Source organism: Bradyrhizobium elkanii WSM2783 (genome assembly GCF_000472865.1).
GTDB classification, from domain to species: Bacteria; Pseudomonadota; Alphaproteobacteria; order Rhizobiales; family Xanthobacteraceae; genus Bradyrhizobium; species Bradyrhizobium elkanii_A.
Map to the genome: position 1 here is coordinate 1 of NZ_AXAP01000040.1, position 21,018 is coordinate 21,018.

A 21,018-nucleotide genomic window follows, 5' to 3' on the forward strand; every position below is an offset into this window, starting at 1 on the left:
CATCGCATGCTGGTCGATCAAACCCCGTTCAACGCCGCCGCGGCGGCAGCCTGACAGGGAGGCGCACACCAGGTTTTCGGGCGGGTCACCACACCAGGCCTTCTCGAAGCGAAGTCCCTTCGCCGGGACGATGGATCAGGTCAGGCCGTTGCCCACCAGGTGGCTCGTAACCACGCTCCTGTAGATTGGCCGACCGATCCTCTCCAACCCCATCAGGTGGCGGTCTTGCACCGACCCCGTACAGAAGCGAGACCCCGGCGAGTGGATGACGCAAAAAGGGATTGACTGAGCAAGGCCCGTTACAGAAGGGTGGGCAAAGCGAAGCGTGCCCACCTTTCTTGCATCGCCCGTGGATGGTGGGCACGCTGCGCTTTGCCCGCCCTACGGACTACAGGCCGGCGCAGGCCTACTCAGCCAGATCCTCTTCGAGGATCGCCATCTGGAATTGGAACGAGCGATCGTCGTCTTCATCGTCGACGAAGAGGACGCCGACGAACTCCTCGCCGATATAGACTTCGGCGGAGTCGTCTTTCTTGGGCCGCGGCACGACGCGGATCTTCGGATTACCGAAGACGCGCTTGAGATATGCGTCAAGTTTCCTGACTTCCTGAACGTCCACGGGCGGTCTCCAATCGGATCGATGATTTGGGACGGAGTTTTAGGACGGGACGGCGGCAATCGCCAGAGCCTTTTCGGCTCTGGCACAATCTAATATTTGCAATCGAAACGATCGCGAAACACGAGTGAAATCAAAGCCCGATCGCGTTGAGCATCTGGTCCATGGTGCGCGACGGCTCGGCGCAGCCGGCCTCCCCCACGATCTTCGCCGGTACGCCCGCGACCGTGACGTTGTGCGGTACCGGCTTGACGACGACCGAGCCCGCGGCGATGCGCGCGCAATGACCAACCTCGATATTGCCGAGGATCTTGGCGCCGGCGCCGATCATCACGCCATGGCGAATCTTCGGATGGCGATCCTCGTTCTCCTTGCCGGTGCCGCCGAGGGTGACGCCATGCAGGATCGAAACGTCATCGTCGATCACGGCGGTCTCGCCGCAGACAAAACCGGTAGCGTGGTCGAGGAAGATACCGCGGCCAATCTTGGCGGCTGGATTGATGTCGGTCTGGAAGACTTCCGACGAGCGGCTCTGCAGATAAGAAGCAAAATCCTTGCGGCCCTTCAGATGGAGCCAGTGTGCGAGCCGATGCGTCTGCAGCGCATGGAAGCCCTTGAAGTAGAGCAAGGGGTCGATGAAGCGCGAGGTCGCGGGATCGCGGTCGTAGACGGCGACGAGATCGGCGCGGAAGGCGTTGCCGATATCGGGCTCATCACGCAACGCCTCGTCATAGGTCTGGCGGATCAGATCGCCCGACAGCGCCGAATGGTCGAGCCGCTCGGCCAGCCGATGCACGATCGAATCTTCCAGGCGCTCGTGATGCAGCACCGCGGAATAGATGAAGGTGGCAAGCTCCGGCTCGCGGCGAACGATCTCCTCGGCCTCGCTCCTGATCCGGTCCCAGATCGGATCGAGCGCGGCGAGCTTGCCGCCTTGCGGATTGACCTGATGCACTGCCATGGCTGGCCTCGCGTGATCTTTGCAGAGCATGATCTTCTTGGAGAACCGGTCCCCACTTTTCCGGATCATGCCCCAGTTTCGGTGTGCGCTATAGCACGGTTGAGCGACGTTTGTCCCGGTGCGGTTCGGCAAAGGATAAGCCTCGCTTAACCGCTATGCGGAGACGTCACATCCAATTGGTCGGCATTTGCCGGAAATCAAGCAGGCTTAAGTTCGATTTCCGTAGAAGAACATTCTCCTGGCGTAGAAGATCATTCTCTTTGCGACAGGAAGTCGATCACGCCGGTCTTGTAGACCTTGTCGCCCACCGCCCGCATGTGATCGCGGTTCGGGATGGCAAGCACTTGCGACCGCGGGATGACGCGGCCGAGCGCTTCGGCCGAGCCCGCGATCTCGTCATTGCTGCCGACCGCGATCAGGACGGGCACGTCGATGTCGGCGGCCTCCTGCCGTGTCATCAGCCGCCTCGAGCCGCGCAGGCAGGCGGCGAGCGCAGAGCGGTCGGAGCGGGTCTGATCGGCGAAGGCACGGAAGGTGCGACCGACCGGATCGGTGACATCCTCCAGCGAGGGCGCCTCCAGCGCGACAGCTACGTTCTCCCCGGGACCGCCGCCCTCGATCAGGCCGATGCCGATGCCGCCGAGAATTGCCGAGCGCAACCGCTGCGGCTCGTCGTGCGCCAGCACCGCCGTCATCCGCGAGCCCAGCGAATAACCCATGATATCCGCGCGCGGGATGCCGAGATGATCCATCAGCGCGATCACGTCGCTTGCCATGACGGCGATGTCGTACTCTGCGGGATCGTAGAGCTTGGCGGACTCGCCGTGGCCGCGATTGTCGAGCGCGATCACGCGGCGGCCATCCTTGCGCAGTTCCGAGACCCAGCCGGGATAGACCCAGTTCACGTTCTTGCTCGAGGCAAAGCCGTGCACGAGGAAAATCGGATCGCCCTCGCCTTCGTCGAGATAGGCGATCTCAACAGCGCCGTGATGAAAACTCGGCATCGCGCCTTCCGTTGTTTGAGGGATTTTCTTGGATTGACGACCGGCGAACGACCGCAGAGCTTAGCGGCAGGCGGTAGCGCCCGCCATCGCAGCCTCGGATGGCGCTTGTGCCATCGCGAGTTGTTTCCGCAAGCGCCGCGCCTTGCTCCGGCGCAGCCATGCCAGCGTCAGGCGTTCGGTGGTCGCCTTGATTGAGGACAGGAAGCCGAACAGCGTCAGCAGCGCGCCGAACAGCCACATAGTGAGGTTGAAGGCGCCGGCGGCAAGCAGCAGCGCGCCGCGGCCGAACAGTTTCAGGATCGCCCGGGTCTGGCTGCCCTTCGCTTCCGCGAGCCGCGCGGCGCGCGCGACATCCTTCGGTCCCTCCGCGATCTTGAGCGTCTCCAGCGCGCCGCGGGTGCCGGCTTTTTCGCCGATGCGCCCGACATCCTTGGCAAGGCGAACCAGAGCCCCGGCCTTTTCCACGCGGAACGCCGCCTTGATCGCGGTCATGGTCTGGCCCGGACGGAGCGCCGAAGCCGAGGCCATCGCCTCCTGCAGCATCGGCGCATCCACGACCTGGCGCGCCGAGCGGCCGGCCCAGGCCGAGAGCCCCTCGCTGATCCGGCCGACCTTGCGCGCATCCTTCACCAGCGACAGCCCGGCGCGCACCGGCGCGACACCGCCGACGGAAACATAGGTCGCAGCCGTCACTGCAAGGCCGGCGGCGGCGAGGCCAAGAATGAGATGATCGGTCTCCTCGCCCATCGCCAGATGCTTGCCTTCGCGCACGACATCCCTGACATCGCCGAAAACAAAAAGATCACCCGCGACCGTGCCGGACAGGCTGGCGAGATCGTCCGCGGTGCCGGTGACGAGGCCGGTGGCAAAGCGCTTGGCGACATGCGAGGTCGAGCTCGCTTCCGCAACCGCATCGTTCACGCGCGTGGTCAGTCCATCGCTGATTGCGACATTCTTCTCACGCGCGAGTTCGAGAAAGCTGTTGGCGAGATCGGCGTCATCAGCAGCCAGCGCCTGCTCGATATTCTGCTCGATCAGGCGCTCGTCATTCCGTAAAGCAGAACTGATCTGCAGGTCGGCCAATTGCGCCGGCTCGTCTTGTGCGGCCAGCATGGCATACGCGTCGCTGGCATACGGCCACAGCGCGACGCCGGCGGCGATGCTCACCAGCATCCCTGCCACCCCTATACTGACCCGCGCTCGCTTCATTCGATAAAACCCAGGGTTTTGCTCAACTTGGAAATAGTGTGCCGTTTTTAAGACACAACAGCCCCGACGAAAGAAGGGCTTCTCTCCGACGACAAGATTGTGTCGAATTTGCATGAGCAAATGGATGGTCGGGGCTCTAGGAATCAACTCCACCCGCCAGTATGGTGCCGGGCATTTCGCAGTGCCGCATCGCGTTAAATTGCGTCCGTCCGTTATTGCCATCCCAAGGTGAAGATATGTCCGACCACGTCGTCCCGCACTTCCATAACGATGCCGGAGTCTCGGTGATCGAGATCGGCTCGCAGGAGTTCATGTGCGTGGGCGCGAACCCGCCGTTCGACCATCCGCATGTGTTCCTCGATCTCGGCAATGACAACGAGATCATCTGCCCCTACTGCTCGACGCTGTATCGCTTCGCGCCCGATCTCGCGGCCGGCGAAGCCCGCCCGCCCGAATGCGTGCTGAAGGACAAAGTCGCCTGACTGCTCATGGCTGATTGATCCGTGGCGATCACGCGCACCGTTGTCGTCGCTGGTGCCGGGATCGGAGGACTGACAGCTTCGCTGGCGCTCGCGGCGAAGGGCTTTCGTGTCGTCATCCTGGAAAAGGCGCCGCGGCTGGAGGAAGTCGGCGCGGGCCTGCAGCTTTCACCCAATGCCAGCAGCGTCCTGGTCGGTCTCGGCCTCGAACCGCGGCTTGCGCCGCGCGCGGTGACGCCGGAAGCGATCAGCGTTCTCAGCGCGCGCGCGGGTGGCGAGATCGCCCGCCTGCCGCTCGGCGAGGCCGCGAGCACGCGCGCCGGCTCACCCTATTGGGTGGTGCATCGCGCCGATTTGCAAGAAGCGCTGCAGGCAGAGGTTGAGGATCATCCCGACATCGAACTCCGCCTGGGCTGGCAGTTCGAGGATGTCGCCGACCACGCCAGAGGACTGACGGTGGCCGCGCGGTGCGGCGACGCGCGGCAGAATGAGCTGGCGGCGGCGCTGATCGGCGCCGACGGCATCTGGTCGTCCGTGCGCAGCCGCCTGTTCCCGGAACTGCATCCACGGTTTTCCGGGCTGATCGCCTGGCGCGGCACGCTCGATGCGAAGGCGCTGCCGCGCGAATCCGCCTCGCCGCGGGTGCAACTCTGGATGGGACCGAACGCGCATCTGGTCGCCTATCCGATCGCCGCAGCACGACGGATCAATGTGGTCGCGATCGTGCCGGGAACCTGGAACCGGCCGGGCTGGAGCGAGGCCGGCGATGCGGGCGAGATCAAGAACGCGTTCTCCGCCGATTGGCCCGACAGCGCGCGGACGCTGATCGGCGCGGTCGAGGAATGGCGGCGCTGGGCGCTGTTCACGATGCCCGAGGTCAGCGAATGGAGCGCGGGCGCGGTCGCCCTGCTCGGCGACGCCGTGCACGGGATGCTGCCCTTTGCTGCGCAAGGCGCGGGCATGGCGATCGAGGATGCCGCCGTGCTTGCCAATTGCCTCTCTGGCTGCACCGGCGAGGACATCTCCGGCATTCCCGCGGCACTGAAGCGCTACACCAGGCTGCGCCGCGGGCGCGTCGATCGGGTGGCGCGCACCGCGCAGCGACAAGGGCGCATCTATCACCTCACAGGACCGATGGCGCTGACGCGCGATCTCGTCATCCGGGCGATGGGTCCGCAGCGAATGCTGGCGCGGCAGGACTGGATCTATGATTGGCGGGCGTGAAGGCGCGATTCAGCGCGAACGCGCGCCTCGGGCGGGCGCCGGTGGCACGATCGGCGCCGGCGCCGCCACGATCGTCTCATGGCATCTGTTGCGTCGCCAGTTTTCCTCGGCGAGCTTCTGCTGCGCGCGCACCGCGACGTAATCGTTGCGGTAGGCCACCTCCGCCACCACGGCGCCGCCGACCCCGGTCTCCGCCTTCGACATCAGCCCCTGCAACTCCGCCGCGCGCGACGTCAGCGCCGCGCGCTCCGTCTCGAGCTGCTTGCAGTCGTAAAGATCGTATTTCGCGGGATCGACAAAGGCCGGGCTGAGCGTCTCGCCCATCTGGGCGCAGCCGCAAAGCAGGCCGCCAAGCGCAATCAGCGCGGCGGTCACGGCCGCGTGCGGCGGCAGGTGGAGGAAGGTGCGGACGGACATGGCGCCTTGATAAACGGTTAAGTGTTGAGATTGGCTAAAGCAGCGGGAAATGTCGGGATTGAGGCTGGGCGGCCACCGCGCAGCGCGATACGCAAGACGTCGCGTCGTCGCGTTACGCGTTAAACTGTTGAAATAACGTGTATTCGGCAACAATTATCCTGTTTCCACTTCGTCACCAAACGCGCTAGATATCCTTCTCCCGACGAACGCGGACGTGGCGGAATTGGTAGACGCAAGGGACTTAAAATCCCTCGATGGCAACGTCGTGTGGGTTCGAGTCCCACCGCCCGCACCAATCGAATCAGACGAATCTCGCTTTGGCTACGACGACACGACCAGAGCCGGCAAGTCAGCCGGCACATGGCGGTCTGGACCGAGACCACAACCTACCAGGAACGAGGATATCATGATGCGCATTCTGGCTTTGGCTATCCTGGCAGTCGTTATGCTCGGCAAGACAACGCCAGCCCAGGCACAGACTTACGATCCGAACTATCCGGTCTGCCTGCAGATCTACCAGGGCATGGTGGATTACTACTTCGAATGTCGCTACACCTCGATACCCCAGTGTCAGGCATCAGCCTCCGGCCGGGCGGCTCAGTGCGTGGTCAATCCTTACTATGCCAAGCCCATTCCGCGCAAAAAGCGGCGGACGAGCAGGTCGTAGAGATGAACGTGCGTGCGGTCGCTTGAGCCAGATTTTTTTTGAGCCCGCCTTGAGACCATGATGCATCCGATCGCATCACTGCACGCCACTCTCACAAGATCGTCCGAAACAACTCGACGCAAAGCGTAAATCAGCACCGTTTGATTGCTGGCGAGAGCACGAGAACGTTCGAGTTGCGGTGAGGCAACAGCATGCTCGCGCGCGCTCACTCATCACGTTCCCGTCAGGTGTAGCTGGGATCACATCAACGCCTGCCACCGAAACCTAGTCTTTGCGCGCCGACCGCAATCTTGCGGCTGTCAAATCTCAACGCGTATGGATTGGAGATGTGACGATGGCAAGTTCGGAGCAGGATCGGCTTGCGGAGAAGACAGCCTGGATCGGCCGCGTAGCGATCATCATTGGTGTTCTGTTCTTATCGAGGCTGTTTCTCGTCGCGTTGTACGCCGCCTCGATGTCGCCAGGCACGGCACTCGGCGATTTCGCGACGATGACTCTGTTTCCGTAAATTCGGACATTAGGGACCATCGCCGTGCGCGCAACGGGTGCGGAACATTCTCTCGCCGAAAATGTTGTGATGCAGCATTGGAGTGCGATGACATGGCGAAAGACTATCCAGAGGAACACCAGGCGGCGGAACAGCACCCGGAACCGCAAGAGCAGAAGCAAGAGACGCGCGGGCCGGCTTCGCTGCCGGAACCAGCTCCGCCGCTTCTGAACGAAGGGTTGGAACGGGTGCGCGAGAGTCACTGCTGAGCGCGGACGAAACCCGCTCGCTCAAATGAAATGGCCGGGGCTGAGCCCGGCCATTTTGCTTTATCATTCGATGAAGCGCCCTACTCGCTCTTGTCGATGTTCCAGAAGATCGGGGTCGCCGGGCCGTCGAGCACGCCGGTGAGCGATTTGCGCCAGGCGCTCGGATTGAGGTACTGGCCGAGCGGGATATAGAGCACCTGGTCGTAGGCTTCCTTCTGAAATTCGGCGATGATCTTCTTCTGCTCGTCGAGCGAGGAGGCGCGCGCGAACTTGTCGCGCAGATCCTCGATCTTGGCGTTCTCAGCCCAGCCGAACCAGCCACCATTCTTGCCGCGGCCGTTGACCGAGGCATTCACGATCGGATTGGCGATGTCGGCCGCGACCCAATTGGTGAAGAACATGTTCCAGCCGCCCTCTTTCGGTGGCTTCTGGCTGGCGCGGCGGGTCACCACGGTCTGCCAGTCGGTGGCCTGCAAATCGACCTTGAAGCCGGCCTCGCGCAGCAACTGCGCGGCGACGATCGGCTGCGCCTTCAGCGTGCTCACATCGCCGGGCGCCATGATCACGATCGGCGTGCCGTCATAGCCGGATTCGGCCAGCAGCTTCTTTGCCTCCGCCATGCCGTTGCCCTTCACCAGCGTCTCGGCACCGACGTCGGTCTCCAGCGGCGTGCCACACCCGAAGATGGCGCCGCAGATCTTGTAGTACTGGGGATTGCCCACCAGTGCGTCGAGCACATCCTTCTGCTTCATCGCCAGGAACGCCGCACGTCGGACCTTGACGTTGTCGAAGGGCGGATAGAGGAAGTTCATGCGCCCCAGCGTCTGATAGCCGAACTTGTTGAGAACCTCGATCTTGAGATCCTTGTTCGCCTCCAGCACCGGCAGCATGTCGAGCGGCGCATTCTCCATGAAGTCGATGTCGCCCGACTGTAGCGCGTTCATCGCGGTTTGCGCGTCCGGCATCGTGATCCATTCGACGCGGTCGACCTTCACGACCTTGCCGCCGGCGATCCAGTTCGCCGGCTCCTTGCGCGGCACATAGTCCTTGAACTTCTCATAGACCGCCTTCACGCCGGGCTGGAATTCGGCCTGCACGAATTTGAACGGACCGGAGCCGATCTGCTCGGGGATCGGCTTGTCCGGCGGGGTCTCGGCAAGACGCTTCGGCATCATGAACGGCACGCGCGAGGACGGCTTGCCGATCGCATCCAGCACCAGGCCGTAGGGCTCCTTCAGTTTCAGCGTGATGGTCTTGGCGTCGGTCGCGGTGAGGCTTTCGGTGAAGTCCATCAGCTTCTGGCCCATGCCGTCGACCTTGCCCCAGCGCTGCAGCGAGGCGACGCAATCTTCCGCCGTCACCGGCGTGCCGTCATGCCACTTCAAGCCGTCGCGCAGCGTGAAAGTATAGGTGAGCTTGTCGTCGGAGACCTTCCAGTCCGCCATCTGCGGCTGGATCTTGAAATTGGAGTCGGTCGCGAGCAGCGTGTCATAGACCATGTAGCCGTGATCGCGGGTGATGTAGGCCGTAGTCATGATCGGATCGATCACGCGCAAGTCCGAATGCATCACCGCGGTGATGGTCTTGCCGGCCGCGAGCGCCTGCGCGCTCAGCGCCACCGAAAGCGCAACGATTGATAACGCTGACGACAGCGCCCTGCGCTTCCAACTGGACGTTTGGAACATTCCTGTCTCTCCTGACGTGAAACTGATCAAAGCCGGCTTATTCGTTGTGCAGTCGGTCCGTTATTTAGGCGAACCTAACATGCTGCAAGGCCTGCAAATTTGAGACTTGCACCAAGCGTGTATTGCGTCAATCCGGTTTTGGTCGAGATCGGATGTACACAAACGAATGGTGCGGCTCACCGCGTTTGACGCTACAACTTCGAAAGGCCGATTTCGCCGGTCGCGATCTGACGGCATTACGCGCCTGCAGCAACGAACAGAGGGACCTCATGAATCCAGCCAATCTTCCTTTTGATTCCGAAGTGATGCTGCAGGGCCTGCGTAGCTGGGTGGAGTGCGAAAGCCCGACCTGGGACGCCGCCGCCGTCGAGCGCATGCTCGACCTTGCGGCGCGCGAGATGGCGATCATGGGTGCGACGATCGAGCGCATCGCCGGCCGCCAAGGCTTTGCCGGCTGCGTGCGCGCGCGCTTTCCCCATCCGAAGTTCGGCGAGCCCGGCATTTTGATCGCAGGTCATCTCGACACGGTGCACCCGGTCGGCACCCTCGAGAAGCTGAAGTGGCGGCGCGAAGGCAACAAATGTTTCGGCCCCGGCATCTTCGACATGAAGGGCGGCAATTATCTAAGCTTGGAAGCAATCCGGCAGTTGATCCGCGCCTCCTTCACGACACCATTGCCGATCACCGTGCTGTTCACGCCGGACGAGGAAGTCGGCACGCCGTCGACGCGCGACATCATCGAGGCCGAAGCCGCGCGCAATAAATATGTGCTGGTGCCGGAGCCGGGCACCGCCGACAACGGCGTTGTCACCGGCCGCTATGCGATCGCCCGCTTCAACCTGGAGGCAACGGGACGGCCGAGCCATGCCGGCGCGACACTCTCTTCCGGCCGTTCGGCGATCCGTGAGATGGCGCGGCAGATCCTCGCGATCGACGGCATGACGACGGAGGACTGCACCTTCTCGGTCGGCATCGTGCATGGCGGCCAATGGGTCAATTGCGTCGCCACCACCTGCACCGGCGAAGCGCTGAGCATGGCCAAGCGCCAGGCCGATCTCGACCGCGGCGTCGAGCGCATGCTGGCGCTGTCGGGCACGTCGAACGACGTCACCTTCACGGTGACGCGCGGCGTCACCCGCCCGGTGTGGGAGCCGGATGCCGGCACCATGGCGCTCTATGAAAAGGCCCGCGCGCTTGCGGAAGGGATGGGCTTGAAGCTACCCCACGGCAGCAAGGGCGGCGGTTCCGACGGCAATTTCACCGGGGCGATGGGCGTGCCCACGCTCGACGGCCTCGGCGTGCGCGGTGCCGATGCACACACGCTCAATGAACATATAGAAGTGGACAGCCTTGCCGAGCGCGGCCGGCTGATGGCAGGGTTATTGGCAACCTTGCAGTGACCTGTAGCCCGGGTGAAGCGAAAGCGTAACCCGGGGGAAGCGAAGACCCCGGATTGCGCTGCGCTCCATCCGGGCTACGCTACTAAAGTGTGGCGGGTCATTCCGGAGCCATCCCGGAATGACGGGAGTTTGAAGACGCATCGGCGCCCGATGGCATGGGAATTGCTGAAATGCTACGCTGGTGACGGAACTCAGGTTAACGGCCGACGTCACTCCCAATGACCCTAATCTGACGGATCGACATTGCTGGGATATCTGCTTCGCCGAATCCTTGCCGCTATTCCCGTGATGGGCGTGGTGGCGCTGTTCGTGTTCCTCTTGCTGCGGCTGACGCCGGGTGATCCTGCGGCGATCCTCGCCGGCGACAATGCGACGCCGGAGCAGCTCGAACGGATCAGGACCTCACTCGGGCTAAACGAGCCGCTCCACATCCAGTTCTTCACCTGGATCGGAAAACTCCTGCACGGCGATCTCGGCGTGTCCCTGATCTCGAACGTGCCGGTGCTGAAGATGATCAGCCAGCGCATCGAGCCGTCGATCTCGATCGCGCTCTCCACCATCGTGCTTTCGATCGTGGTTGCGGTGCCGCTCGGCGTGATCGCGGCCTGGAAGCACGGCACCTGGATCGACCGCTTCGTGATGGGACTGTCCGTGCTCGGCTTCTCGGTGCCGGTGTTCGTGATCGGCTATGTGCTGATCCAGATCTTCGCGATCGACCTTCGCTGGGTGCCGGTGCAGGGTTTTCGCAGCATCACCGCGGGTTTCGGTCCGTTCTTCGAGCGCATCATCCTGCCGACTTGCGCCCTCTCCTTCATCTATGTCGCGCTGATCGCACGCATGACGCGGGCCTCGATGCTTGATGTGATGGGTGAGGATTACATCCGCACCGCCCGCGCCAAAGGCATCGGCGAGATGGGCGTACTGCTGCGGCACGGGCTGCGCAACGCCGCGGTGCCTGTCATCACAGTGATCGGCAGCGGCTTTGCGCTGCTGATCTCCGGCGTCGTCGTCACCGAGAGCGTGTTCAATCTGCCCGGCATCGGCCGTCTCACCGTCGATGCGGTGCTGGCGCGCGACTATCCGGTGATCCAGGCCATGATCCTGTTGACGTCGGGCATCTATGTCGCCGTCAACCTGCTCATCGACCTCGCCTATACCCTGCTTGATCCAAGGATCCGCTACTGATGGCGATCGATACCCTTCCCGAGTCGTCGCTTCCGATCACGACGCCGCTGCGGCCACGATTCGGATTTTTGACCTCGACGCCGATCATGACGGGCGCCACGATTTGCCTGTCGCTGATCATCCTGATGGCGATCTTCGCGCCATGGCTTGCGCCGCATGACCCGGTGCAACTCGCACCGGCACTGCGACTGAAGCCGCCCAGCGCTGAGTTTCCGCTCGGCACCGACGCCTATGGTCGCGACCTGTTGTCACGCATCATCTATGGCGGCCGGATCTCGCTTCTGATCGGGCTCGGTGCGGCGGTGTTCTCGATCAGCATCGGGCTCGTGATCGGCCTCGTCTCCGGCTTCTTCAAATGGGTCGACGCGGTGATGATGCGGATCATGGATGGCCTGATGGCGATCCCGAGCATCCTGCTCGCGATCGCCGTGGTCTCGCTGTCGGGCGCAAGCGTCTGGACCGTGCTGGTGGCGATCACCATTCCCGAAGTACCACGGGTGGCGCGATTGGTGCGCTCGGTGGTGCTCACCGCACGCGAGGAGCCCTATGTGGAAGCCGCGATCTCGCTCGGCTCCAGCCTGCCAAAGATCATGTGGCGGCACCTGATGCCGAACACGATCGCGCCGCTGATCGTGCAAGGCACCTATGTCTGTGCTTCCGCCGTGCTCACCGAAGCGATCCTGTCGTTCCTCGGCGCCGGCATCTCGCCGGAAACGCCGACCTGGGGCAACATCATGGCCGAGGGCCGCGCGTACTTTCAGATCAAGCCGTCCCTGATCTTCTGGCCCGGCCTCTTGCTATCGATCGCGATCCTCTCCGTGAACCTGATCGGCGACGCCGCACGCGATGCGCTCGATCCGCGCATGAAGCAGCGGGGGAGCGGGAAGTGATGAAGCCATTTACTCCGTCATTCCGGGGCGCGCGCAAGCGCGAGCCCGGAATCCATTTCTCAGCTTGCACTTGTGGCCCGATGGATTCTCTGATGTGCAATTGCACATCATAGCTCGCGCTTGCGCGCGCCCCGGAATGACGAGAGAGTAACTGAATGACCGACATCGTCCTCGACATCGACAATCTCGTCGTCGCCCTCGGCAATAAGCCGGGCGCAAGCCGCATCATCGACGGCATTTCACTGCAAGTCCGAGAAGGCGAGACGCTGTGCCTGGTCGGCGAAAGCGGTTCCGGCAAATCGGTGACCTCGCTCACGGTGATGGGCCTGTTGCAGAAGGGCTCGCTGATCCCGACCGGCGGCAGCGTCAAGCTGGTCGGCGAGGAGTTGCTGACCGCAAGCGACCGCCGCTTGCGGCAATTGCGCGCCACGCGGATGGCGATGATCTTCCAGGAGCCGATGACGGCACTCAACCCGGTGGTACCGGTCGGCCGCCAGATCGACGAAGTCCTGCGCGTGCATACCAATCTCGACGCCCGCGCGCGGCGGCAGAAGATCCTGGCGATGATGGAGCATGTGCGGCTGCCCGACGTGGAGCGCATCTTCGCCTCCTACCCGCACCGGCTCTCCGGCGGACAGCGCCAGCGCATCATGATCGCCATGGCGCTGGTGCTGGAGCCGAAGCTTCTGATCGCGGACGAGCCGACCACCGCGCTCGACGTCACCACGCAGAAGCAGATCCTCACCTTGATCCGCGACCTGCAGCGCGATCACGGCACCGCCGTGCTGTTCATCACCCACGACATGGGCGTCGTCGCTGAGATCGCCGACCGCGTCGCGGTGATGCGTCACGGCCGGCTGGTCGAGAGCGGGCCGCTGGACGGCATCCTGCGCAATCCATCGATGGAATATACCCGCAACCTGCTCGCTTCGGTGCCGAGCCTGGTGCCGCGGCCGCCGCGCGAGGAGACCAGGGAGCCGGTGGTGCTGGAAGCCAACGAACTCTGCAAGGTCTATCGCGAGCGCTCCCTCCTCGGCAAAATCCGCGAGGTCGCGGCCGCCAAGGACGTCACGCTGACGCTGCGCAAAGGCCGCACGCTCGGCATCGTCGGCGAAAGCGGCTCGGGCAAATCGACAGTGGCGCGCTGCATCGTGCGCCTGATCGACCCGACCTCCGGCGGCGTGCGGCTGGTGGGCCGCGAAATCTCCGAATTGTCGCGGCGGCTGTTGCAGCCGCACCGCAAGAAGATCCAGATCATCTTCCAGGATCCCTACCGCTCGCTCAACCCGCGCGTCACTGTCGGCGAGTCGATCGCGGAAGGCCCGATCAATTACGGCATGCCGCACAAGGAGGCGCTGAGCAAAGCGCGCGAACTGCTCGAGCTGGTGCATTTGCCGGCGGACGCGATCTCGCGCTATCCGCACCAGTTCTCCGGCGGCCAGCGCCAGCGCATTGCGATTGCGCGCGCGCTCGCGCTCGACCCTGAGGTGCTGGTGGCAGACGAGGCGGTGTCCGCGCTCGACGTCTCCGTGCAGGCGCAGGTGCTGGATCTCCTGGATGAGATCCAGAAGCGGCTCGGCATCGGGCTGCTGTTCATCACCCACGATTTGCGCGTTGCGGCGCAAATCTGCGACGATGTCGTTGTGATGCAGCATGGCCGCGTCGTCGAACAGGGGCCGGCGGCGGAAGTGCTCACTCACCCGAAGGAGGCCTACACCAGGGCGCTACTTGATGCCGCACCCGGCCGCGGCTGGGATTTTGCCAATTTCCGGCCGGTGGCTGAGGCCGCGGAGTAGCCACCACCCGTCATTGCGAGCCACCGGGTCGGCGCGAACGCGCCGCCCGATGACGGGCTCCGCGAAGCAATCCATGCCGCCGCTTACCGGGACATGGATTGCTTCGTCACTGCGCTCCTCGCAATGACGGCCTAGTCCAGGCAGATCAGCCACTTCCCAACGCCCATGCGGCATGCAAATCCGGAATGCTTCGCGGCTTGCGCTGGCCGCAGCGACACGCTTAACGTCGCGCCCCATGACCTCTTTACGAGACCCTGATCAATGACCCGCATCGCCGTTGGCGGCTTCCTGCACGAGACCAATACCTTCGCGCCGACCAAAGCGACCTATGATGATTTCGTGCATGGCGGCGGCTGGCCATCGATGGCGCACGGCGCCGACATGTTGAAGGTGATGCGCAAGATCAATGTCGGGCTAGCCGGCTTCGTCGAGGCCGCCGAAGCCAATGGCTGGGAATTGATCCCCACGATCTCCTGCGGCGCCAGCCCGTCCGCCCATGTGACCGAAGATGCGTTCGAGCGTATCGTCAAGAAAATGATCGACGGCATCGCCAGTGCAGGCCCGCTCGATGCTGTCTATCTCGACCTGCACGGCGCGATGGTGACCGAGCATCTCGACGACGGCGAAGGCGAGATTTTGGCGCGCGCGCGCAAAGTGATCGGCAAGGACGTGCCGCTGGTCGCAAGTCTCGATCTGCACGCCAATGTCACGCCTGAGATGGTCGAGCATGCCGATGCGCTGATCGCCTACCGCACCTACCCTCATGTCGACATGGCCGACACCGGCCGCGCATCCGCAAGGCATCTCGCGCTGCTGCTGGGAACCAGGCAGCGCTTCGCCAAGGCGTTCCGGCAACTGCCGTTCCTGATCCCGATCAGTTGGCAGTGCACCAATGACCAGCCGACCAGAGGCATCTACGAGAAGCTCGCCGCGATGGAGAGCGATGCGGTGCCGACCCTGTCCTTTGCGCCGGGCTTTCCCGCGGCCGATTTCGAACATTGCGGCCCGAGCGTGTTCGCTTACGGCAGGACACAGGCCGATGCCGATGCCGCCGCCGACAAGCTTGCCGCATTGATCACTGGCCATGAGGACGATTTCGACGGTCGCATCTATTCGCCCGACGACGGCGTCCGCCATGCGATGGAGTTGGCAAAGACCGCGACCAGGCCGATCATCATTGCCGATACCCAGGACAATCCCGGCGCCGGCGGCGACTCCGACACCACAGGGATGCTGCGCGCATTGGTGCGCAACAATGCGACCCGCGCCGCAACCGGCGTGATCTACGACCCCCAATCGGCGAAGGCGGCGCATGCCGCGGGCGTCGGCGCCACCGTAACGCTCGCGCTCGGCGGCAAGTCGGGCATCCCGGGCGATGCGCCCTACAAGGAAACCTTCGTCGTCGAGCAACTCTCGGATGGAAAGTTCGTGGCGCCCGGTCCCTATTATGGCGGCCGCGACATGGACATGGGACCATCGGCGTGCCTGCGCATCGGCGATGTCAGAGTGGTCGTCAGCTCGCACAAGGCGCAGCTCGCCGACCAGGCGATGTACCGCTATGTCGGTATCGAGCCGACCAAGCAGGCGGTCCTCGTCAACAAGAGCTCGGTGCATTTCCGTGCCGATTTCGAGCCGATCGCCGAGAAGCTTTTGATCTGCGCCGCACCCGGCGCGATGCCGGCCGACACCGCCTCGCTGCCGTGGACCAAATTGCGGCCGGGAATTCGTATCAAGCCGAACGGGCCCGCCTTTGCGCCTGTCAACACATCACGTTCAACCGGATAAGGACCAAATGCCCACCATCGAACGCATCGAAGGCTTTGCCGACGAACTCACGGCGATCCGTCGGGATTTCCATGCCCATCCCGAGATCGGCTTTGAGGAGGTCCGCACCTCCGGCATCGTCGCCGAGAAGCTCGCGAGCTGGGGCATCGAGGTGCATCGCGGCCTCGGCGGCACCGGCGTCGTGGGCGTGCTCAAGGGCAAGGGCAATGGCGGCAAGCGCATCGGCCTGCGCGCCGACATGGACGCGCTGCCGATGGAGGAAAACACCAACCTGAAATGGCGCTCGACCATTCCCGGCCGCTTCCACGGCTGCGGCCATGACGGCCACACCACCATGCTGCTCGGCAGTGCGCGCTATCTCGCCGAAACCCGCAATTTCGACGGCACCGTGCATTTCATCTTCCAGCCGGCAGAGGAAGGCCTTGGCGGCGCCCGCGCCATGATCAAGGACGGTCTGTTCGAAAAGTTTCCCTGCGACGAGATCTATGGCCTGCATAATGCGCCAGATCTGGACCACGGCGAGATCGCGGTCCTGCCGGGGCCGGCAATGGCCGGCGCTGATTTCTTCGACATCACCATCCAGGGCTATGGCGCGCATGGCGCGATGCCGGAGCGCTCCAAGGATGCTGTCGTGATCGCGATGACGCTCGGACAGGCGCTGCAGACCATCGTCAGCCGCAATGTCGATCCGTTGCAGGCGGCGGTACTGTCGATCACGCAGATCCACTCGGGCTCGGCCTACAACGTCATTCCGGGCGACGCGAAGCTGTGCGGAACCGTGCGCGCCTTCTCCGACGAGGTGCGCGCGCTGATCCGCGAGCGCATGCGCGCGATCTCCGCCGGCATTGCGGCGGCCTTCCAGGTCGAAATCACCGTCGACATCCGCGACGGTTTCAGCGTGCTCGTCAACCAGGAAGAACAGTCTCGCGTGGTCGAGCAGGTCGCGCGCACCGTGGTCGATCCGTCGAAGGTCATCACCCGCTCGCAGCCGAAGATGGGCAGCGAGGATTTCGCCGACATGATGATGGCGGTGCCCGGTGCCTATTTCTGGGTCGGCCATGATGGCTCGGTGCCGGTGCACAATCCCGGTTATGTCCTCGACGACAAGATTCTGCCTGTTGGCGCCAGCATGTTCGCACGCATCATCGAGACTCGTTTGCCGGTAGGTGCCCATGCATAAACCAGCCCCCGAAGAAGCCGTCACCTCGCTGCACGACCTTTCCGCCACCGACCTGATCGCGGGCTACCGCGCCAAGCAGTTCTCGCCGCTGGAGGTGCTGGACGAGGTGATCGCCCATGTCGCCCAGTGGGAACCGCACATCAAGGCGCTCTATCTGTACGACCCGGATGGCGCGCGCGCAGTGGCCAAGGCCTCGACCGACCGCTGGCAGGCCGGCGAGCCGATGGGCACGCTCGACGGCGTGCCTGTCACGATCAAGGACAATATCGCCACCAAAGGCCAGCCGGTGCCGCTCGGTGCCGCCAGCGTCAGGCACGTGCCGGCGGAGAAGGATGCGCCTCCTGCGGCACGCCTGCGCGAAGCGGGCGCGGTGATCTTCGCCAAGACCACGATGCCGGATTACGGCATGCTGTCCTCCGGACTCTCTTCGTTCCATCCCCTCACCCGCAACCCCTGGGACCTCAGCAAGAATCCCGGCGGCTCGAGCGCGGGCGCAGGTGCGGCCGGTGCGGCCGGCTACGGGCCGCTGCATCTCGGCACCGACATCGGCGGCTCGGTTCGCCTGCCGGCATGCTGGTGCGGCCTGGTCGCACTGAAGCCGAGCCTCGGGCGCGTCCCGATCGATCCGCCCTATGTCGGCCGCGTTGCGGGTCCGATGACCCGCACCGTCGACGACGCCGCGCTGATGATGAGCGTGCTGTCGCGCCCCGATCGCCGCGACGGCATGAGCCTGCCGGCGCATGAGATCAACTGGAAGACGCTGGAGAAGTCGCCGCGCAAGATGCGCCTCGGCCTGATGCTCGATCTCGACGTCGGCCAGGCGCTCGAGAAGGAAGTGCGCGACGTCGTGGTGAAGGCGGCGAAAACCTTCGAATCCGCAGGCGCCGTCGTCACCGAGATCGACGGCTTCTTCACGCGGCAAATGCTCGAGGGTCTCGACAATTTCTGGCGCGCGCGGATGTGGGACGATCTTTCGAAGCTCTCGGGGGAAGAGCGCGCAAAGGTGCTGCCCTATATCTACAAATGGGGCGAGGCCGGCGCGAAACTGTCGGGCGTGGACGTCATCCGCGGCTTCAACCAGACCATGGCGATCCGCGCCGCCGCAGCCAAACTGTTCTGCGATTTCGACTACATCATCTCGCCGGTCTCACCGGTGGTGAACTTCGCGGCCGAGCTCCCCGCTCCGCTCAACGATCCCGACAGGCCGTTCGAGCACATCTGCTATACCGTACCGTGGAATATGTCGGAGAACCCGGCGCTGTCGATCAACGGCGGCTACGACAAGAAGGGTTTCCCGATCGGCGTGCAGATCATCGGCCGCCGCTTCGACGACATCGGCGTGCTCGGCATGGGCAAGGCCTTCGAGGCCCTGCGCGGCCCGCAACGCCCCTGGCCGCAGCCGCCTGAGAAATAATCTCCGCACTCCGTCATGGCCGGGCTTGTCCCGGCCATCCACGTCTATACGCTTGCGAGAAAGCAAGAACGTGGATGCCCGGGTCAAGCCCGGGCATGACGATGATTTGCGCTGGGACGCAACGAACAGACACAAGGAAGGAAACAACCACCATGGCGTATGAGACGATCAAGTACGAGGTCGCCGAGCAGATCCTCACGATCACGCTGAACCGCCCGGACAAGCTCAACGCCTTCAACGCGACGATGCAGCAGGAACTGATCGACGCCTTCGATGCCGCCGACAAGGACGACGACATCCGCGCCATCATCGTCACCGGCGAGGGCCGCGCCTTCTGCGCCGGCGCCGATCTCTCCTCCGGCGCCAACACCTTTGACCGCGACGCCCGGCGCGGAGCGGTGAAGCGGCTGCCGAGCGGCGCGGTCGATTACAGCGATCCCAATGTGCGCGACGGCGGCGGCCAGGTGACGCTGCGCATCTTCAAGAGCCTGAAGCCGGTGATCGCGGCGGTGAACGGGCCCGCGGTCGGCATCGGCGTCACCATGCAGCTTGCGATGGACATCCGCATTGCGAGCGAGGCCGCGCGGTTCGGCTTCGTGTTCTCCCAACGTGGCATCGTGCCGGAGGCGGCCTCGAGCTGGTTCCTGCCGCGCATCGTCGGCATCTCGCAGGCGCTGGAGTGGTGCTACACCGGCCGCGTCTTCCCCGCGCAGGAGGCGCTTGCCGGCCGTCTCGTCAGCAAGGTGGTGCCGCCGGACGAGCTGTTGCCGACCGCCCGCGCGCTGGCCAAGGAGATCGCCGCCAAGACCGCGCCGGTCTCGGTGGCGCTGATCCGGCAGATGATGTGGCGCATGCTCGGCGCCGACGATCCGATGGAAGCGCACAAGGTCGACAGCCGCGGCATCTACGCCCGCGGCCGTTCGGACGACGTCAAGGAAGGCGTGGTCTCGTTCCTGGAAAAGCGCCCCGCGCAATTCAAGAACAAGGTCTCGTCCGACATGCCCGACTATTTCCCGTGGTGGCAGGAACGCGAATATAAGTGAGCACACTTGGGACGACGCCAGCACGGGACGGCGTCGTCCTCCTGCACGGCATCAGCCGGACCGCGCGTTCGTTCCGCAAGATGGAAAGCGCGATCGAGCGCGCCGGATATACAACGCTCAATCTCGACTACGCCAGCCGCCGCAAACCGCTTGAGGCGCTGGCGGAAGACATCCATCCCGCGATCGAAACTTTCGCAGGCCGTCTTGGTGGCCGAGTGCACTTCGTCTGCCATTCCATGGGCGGACTGCTGGCGCGCGTCTATCTCGCCAAACACCGGCCGCACAATCTCGGGCGCGTGATGATGCTGGGGACGCCCAACGGCGGTAGCGAGATCGCGGACCGCTTGAAGAATGTCGTGCTGTATCGCGCCTTCTTTGGCCCGGCCGGGCAGCAGCTTGGCACGCTGCGCGATCTTGCGACCATGGCGCTGCTGCCGCCGATCGACTATCCGGTTGGCATCATCGCCGGGAACCGCTCAATCTACCCTGTCGCCTCGGCCTTCCTGCCGCGGCCACATGACGGTCGTGTGTCGGTCGCGAACACCAAGCTCGACGGCATGACCGATCATATTGTCGTGCGCACGTCACATCCATGGCTGGTGCGCAATGACGCGGCGATCGCGCAGACGATTGCGTTCCTGCGGGAGGGGAAATTTACGGCGCATTGGTAAAGTGGGCGTCGATAACGTGCCACCTCGGCTTTTGATCCATGCCGGCCGCGCATGGAGGCGAGCAGCACGTCCACTGCAACGCAAATTCGCAACGCGATATCGTCGCTGCAAATCCAGTCACTGAATCGGTACCGATGCGACTTCGCCTGCGGATGCTTATCCTGGCACCCCTCGTCCTGGCCGGCTGTGCCGAACGGGACGCCGAATGGGCGCGGCGCGGCCGGGAAAGCCTGATCGGACTTAATCAATCGAACATCCGGATGTGCGCGGGGCTGCCGACTGGAACCACCAAGGACGGCACCGGCGAAATCTGGATGTATGAGCATGCCGCCAGTGCGCCCGGCGGTATAGCGCCGCCGGCCCTCACGATCCCACCCGGGCTGAACATCGGCGGCCAGCCGTTGAACGGCTATTGCCGCGTGCAGCTCCGCTTCGTCGGCGGCAAGGTCGCGGAGGTGCAATACGCCGGGAATACCGACATCGGCGACGCGCGGGATGCCGTCTGCGGCCAGATCGTGCGGACATGTCTCGGCTACGCGCAGGCGGAGAAGTAATACTCGTAGGGTGGGCAAAGCGAAGCGTGCCCACCATTCCAAGCGGAGTGTCGATGGTGGGCACGCTTCGCTTTGCCCACCC

General features: G+C 63.9%; 21 protein-coding genes and 1 tRNA gene. 16 read left to right on the forward strand and 6 right to left on the reverse strand.

The genetic code is table 11. The annotated features are described in order from the left end of the window. Nucleotides 1–406: 406 nt before the first annotated feature. From YY7_RS0128950 to YY7_RS0128965, 4 genes are all read right to left on the reverse strand, one after another. A complete protein-coding gene (locus YY7_RS0128950) occupies nucleotides 407–619 on the reverse strand; it encodes a DUF3126 family protein (protein WP_027583509.1) in 213 nt (70 codons plus the stop codon). A gap of 130 nt (nucleotides 620–749) precedes the next feature. Beyond that, nucleotides 750–1,577, reverse strand: coding sequence for a serine O-acetyltransferase (gene cysE / locus YY7_RS0128955; RefSeq protein ID WP_028166277.1), 828 nt, complete (start codon nucleotides 1,575–1,577; stop codon nucleotides 750–752). Nucleotides 1,578–1,828: 251 nt separating this feature from the next. Next, nucleotides 1,829–2,581 (reverse strand): alpha/beta fold hydrolase, encoded by a 753-nt coding sequence (locus tag YY7_RS0128960; RefSeq protein ID WP_028166278.1) that lies wholly within the window; start codon nucleotides 2,579–2,581, stop codon nucleotides 1,829–1,831. Nucleotides 2,582–2,641: 60 nt separating this feature from the next. Next, nucleotides 2,642–3,790, reverse strand: coding sequence for a hypothetical protein (locus YY7_RS0128965; protein ID WP_028166279.1), 1,149 nt, complete (start codon nucleotides 3,788–3,790; stop codon nucleotides 2,642–2,644). 236 nt (nucleotides 3,791–4,026) lie between these two features. On the opposite strand from YY7_RS0128965, the gene YY7_RS0128970 reads away from it, so the two are divergent. Beyond that, nucleotides 4,027–4,272, forward strand: a complete 246-nt coding sequence (locus tag YY7_RS0128970; RefSeq protein ID WP_021077734.1) for a zinc-finger domain-containing protein — start codon at nucleotides 4,027–4,029, stop codon at nucleotides 4,270–4,272. 21 nt (nucleotides 4,273–4,293) lie between these two features. Further along, nucleotides 4,294–5,493 (forward strand): FAD-dependent monooxygenase, encoded by a 1,200-nt coding sequence (locus YY7_RS0128975; protein WP_028166280.1) that lies wholly within the window; start codon nucleotides 4,294–4,296, stop codon nucleotides 5,491–5,493. Between the two features lie 9 nt (nucleotides 5,494–5,502). On the opposite strand, the gene YY7_RS0128980 is transcribed toward YY7_RS0128975, so the two are convergent. Continuing rightward, on the reverse strand, nucleotides 5,503–5,910 hold the full coding sequence (locus YY7_RS0128980; protein WP_051396988.1) for a hypothetical protein: 408 nt from the start codon (nucleotides 5,908–5,910) through the stop codon (nucleotides 5,503–5,505). 208 nt (nucleotides 5,911–6,118) lie between these two features. On the opposite strand from YY7_RS0128980, the gene YY7_RS0128985 reads away from it, so the two are divergent. The 4 genes from YY7_RS0128985 (at nucleotide 6,119) to YY7_RS60745 (ending at nucleotide 7,333) form a co-directional block, all read left to right on the forward strand. After that, nucleotides 6,119–6,205, forward strand: a tRNA-Leu gene (locus YY7_RS0128985). Nucleotides 6,206–6,316: 111 nt separating this feature from the next. Further along, the gene (locus YY7_RS0128990) at nucleotides 6,317–6,577 is read left to right on the forward strand and encodes a DUF3551 domain-containing protein (RefSeq protein ID WP_080663895.1); all 261 of its coding nucleotides are present in this window, start codon (nucleotides 6,317–6,319) and stop codon (nucleotides 6,575–6,577) included. Between the two features lie 334 nt (nucleotides 6,578–6,911). Then, on the forward strand, nucleotides 6,912–7,085 hold the full coding sequence (locus YY7_RS60740; protein ID WP_155255362.1) for a hypothetical protein: 174 nt from the start codon (nucleotides 6,912–6,914) through the stop codon (nucleotides 7,083–7,085). 92 nt (nucleotides 7,086–7,177) lie between these two features. Beyond that, nucleotides 7,178–7,333 (forward strand): hypothetical protein, encoded by a 156-nt coding sequence (locus YY7_RS60745; RefSeq protein WP_155255363.1) that lies wholly within the window; start codon nucleotides 7,178–7,180, stop codon nucleotides 7,331–7,333. Nucleotides 7,334–7,413: 80 nt separating this feature from the next. Here YY7_RS60745 and YY7_RS0129000 read toward each other — a convergent pair whose 3' ends face one another. After that, nucleotides 7,414–9,018: an ABC transporter substrate-binding protein gene (locus YY7_RS0129000; protein WP_028166283.1), complete on the reverse strand. Its 1,605-nt coding sequence runs from the start codon at nucleotides 9,016–9,018 to the stop codon at nucleotides 7,414–7,416. 269 nt (nucleotides 9,019–9,287) lie between these two features. Between YY7_RS0129000 and YY7_RS0129005 the strand changes: the two genes are divergently transcribed. The 10 genes from YY7_RS0129005 to YY7_RS0129050 all read left to right on the forward strand — a co-directional run bounded on the left by YY7_RS0129005 (nucleotide 9,288) and on the right by YY7_RS0129050 (nucleotide 20,936). Then, the gene (locus tag YY7_RS0129005; RefSeq protein WP_028166284.1) at nucleotides 9,288–10,418 is read left to right on the forward strand and encodes a M20/M25/M40 family metallo-hydrolase; all 1,131 of its coding nucleotides are present in this window, start codon (nucleotides 9,288–9,290) and stop codon (nucleotides 10,416–10,418) included. Between the two features lie 243 nt (nucleotides 10,419–10,661). Then, nucleotides 10,662–11,603, forward strand: coding sequence for an ABC transporter permease (locus YY7_RS0129010; RefSeq protein WP_028166285.1), 942 nt, complete (start codon nucleotides 10,662–10,664; stop codon nucleotides 11,601–11,603). After that, the gene (locus YY7_RS0129015) at nucleotides 11,603–12,493 is read left to right on the forward strand and encodes an ABC transporter permease (protein WP_028166286.1); all 891 of its coding nucleotides are present in this window, start codon (nucleotides 11,603–11,605) and stop codon (nucleotides 12,491–12,493) included. Before YY7_RS0129010 ends, YY7_RS0129015 begins: the two co-directional genes overlap by 1 nt. A gap of 155 nt (nucleotides 12,494–12,648) precedes the next feature. After that, nucleotides 12,649–14,289 carry an ABC transporter ATP-binding protein gene (locus YY7_RS0129020; RefSeq protein WP_028166287.1) on the forward strand — a complete coding sequence of 547 codons (1,641 nt, stop codon included), beginning with the start codon at nucleotides 12,649–12,651 and terminating at the stop codon, nucleotides 14,287–14,289. A 261-nt stretch (nucleotides 14,290–14,550) separates the two neighbouring features. Then, nucleotides 14,551–16,074 (forward strand): M81 family metallopeptidase, encoded by a 1,524-nt coding sequence (locus YY7_RS0129025; protein ID WP_028166288.1) that lies wholly within the window; start codon nucleotides 14,551–14,553, stop codon nucleotides 16,072–16,074. A gap of 7 nt (nucleotides 16,075–16,081) precedes the next feature. Next, nucleotides 16,082–17,254, forward strand: coding sequence for a M20 aminoacylase family protein (locus tag YY7_RS0129030; RefSeq protein WP_028166289.1), 1,173 nt, complete (start codon nucleotides 16,082–16,084; stop codon nucleotides 17,252–17,254). Then, on the forward strand, nucleotides 17,247–18,668 hold the full coding sequence (locus YY7_RS0129035; protein ID WP_028166290.1) for an amidase: 1,422 nt from the start codon (nucleotides 17,247–17,249) through the stop codon (nucleotides 18,666–18,668). Before YY7_RS0129030 ends, YY7_RS0129035 begins: the two co-directional genes overlap by 8 nt. 152 nt (nucleotides 18,669–18,820) lie before the next feature. Beyond that, nucleotides 18,821–19,711: a crotonase/enoyl-CoA hydratase family protein gene (locus YY7_RS0129040; RefSeq protein WP_028166291.1), complete on the forward strand. Its 891-nt coding sequence runs from the start codon at nucleotides 18,821–18,823 to the stop codon at nucleotides 19,709–19,711. Then, nucleotides 19,708–20,382: an esterase/lipase family protein gene (locus tag YY7_RS0129045; protein WP_028166292.1), complete on the forward strand. Its 675-nt coding sequence runs from the start codon at nucleotides 19,708–19,710 to the stop codon at nucleotides 20,380–20,382. Before YY7_RS0129040 ends, YY7_RS0129045 begins: the two co-directional genes overlap by 4 nt. Before the next feature lie 134 nt (nucleotides 20,383–20,516). Next, entirely contained in the window at nucleotides 20,517–20,936 is a 420-nt protein-coding gene (locus tag YY7_RS0129050) for a hypothetical protein (protein WP_155255364.1), read from the forward strand. The last annotated feature ends 82 nt before the right edge of the window (nucleotides 20,937–21,018 follow it).

Coding starts and splice junctions, on each gene's coding strand:
- YY7_RS0128965 (WP_028166279.1), bottom strand. CDS start 3,790: ATGAAGCGAGCGCGGGTCAGTATAGGGGTGGCAGGGATGCTGGTGAGC.
- YY7_RS60745 (WP_155255363.1), top strand. CDS start 7,178: ATGGCGAAAGACTATCCAGAGGAACACCAGGCGGCGGAACAGCACCCG.
- YY7_RS0128980 (WP_051396988.1), bottom strand. CDS start 5,910: ATGTCCGTCCGCACCTTCCTCCACCTGCCGCCGCACGCGGCCGTGACC.
- YY7_RS0129025 (WP_028166288.1), top strand. CDS start 14,551: ATGACCCGCATCGCCGTTGGCGGCTTCCTGCACGAGACCAATACCTTC.
- YY7_RS0129035 (WP_028166290.1), top strand. CDS start 17,247: ATGCATAAACCAGCCCCCGAAGAAGCCGTCACCTCGCTGCACGACCTT.
- YY7_RS0129000 (WP_028166283.1), bottom strand. CDS start 9,018: ATGTTCCAAACGTCCAGTTGGAAGCGCAGGGCGCTGTCGTCAGCGTTA.
- YY7_RS0129050 (WP_155255364.1), top strand. CDS start 20,517: ATGCGACTTCGCCTGCGGATGCTTATCCTGGCACCCCTCGTCCTGGCC.
- YY7_RS0129015 (WP_028166286.1), top strand. CDS start 11,603: ATGGCGATCGATACCCTTCCCGAGTCGTCGCTTCCGATCACGACGCCG.
- YY7_RS0129005 (WP_028166284.1), top strand. CDS start 9,288: ATGAATCCAGCCAATCTTCCTTTTGATTCCGAAGTGATGCTGCAGGGC.
- YY7_RS0129030 (WP_028166289.1), top strand. CDS start 16,082: ATGCCCACCATCGAACGCATCGAAGGCTTTGCCGACGAACTCACGGCG.
- YY7_RS0129020 (WP_028166287.1), top strand. CDS start 12,649: ATGACCGACATCGTCCTCGACATCGACAATCTCGTCGTCGCCCTCGGC.
- cysE (WP_028166277.1), bottom strand. CDS start 1,577: ATGGCAGTGCATCAGGTCAATCCGCAAGGCGGCAAGCTCGCCGCGCTC.
- YY7_RS0128960 (WP_028166278.1), bottom strand. CDS start 2,581: ATGCCGAGTTTTCATCACGGCGCTGTTGAGATCGCCTATCTCGACGAA.
- YY7_RS0129040 (WP_028166291.1), top strand. CDS start 18,821: ATGGCGTATGAGACGATCAAGTACGAGGTCGCCGAGCAGATCCTCACG.
- YY7_RS60740 (WP_155255362.1), top strand. CDS start 6,912: ATGGCAAGTTCGGAGCAGGATCGGCTTGCGGAGAAGACAGCCTGGATC.
- YY7_RS0128970 (WP_021077734.1), top strand. CDS start 4,027: ATGTCCGACCACGTCGTCCCGCACTTCCATAACGATGCCGGAGTCTCG.
- YY7_RS0128990 (WP_080663895.1), top strand. CDS start 6,317: ATGATGCGCATTCTGGCTTTGGCTATCCTGGCAGTCGTTATGCTCGGC.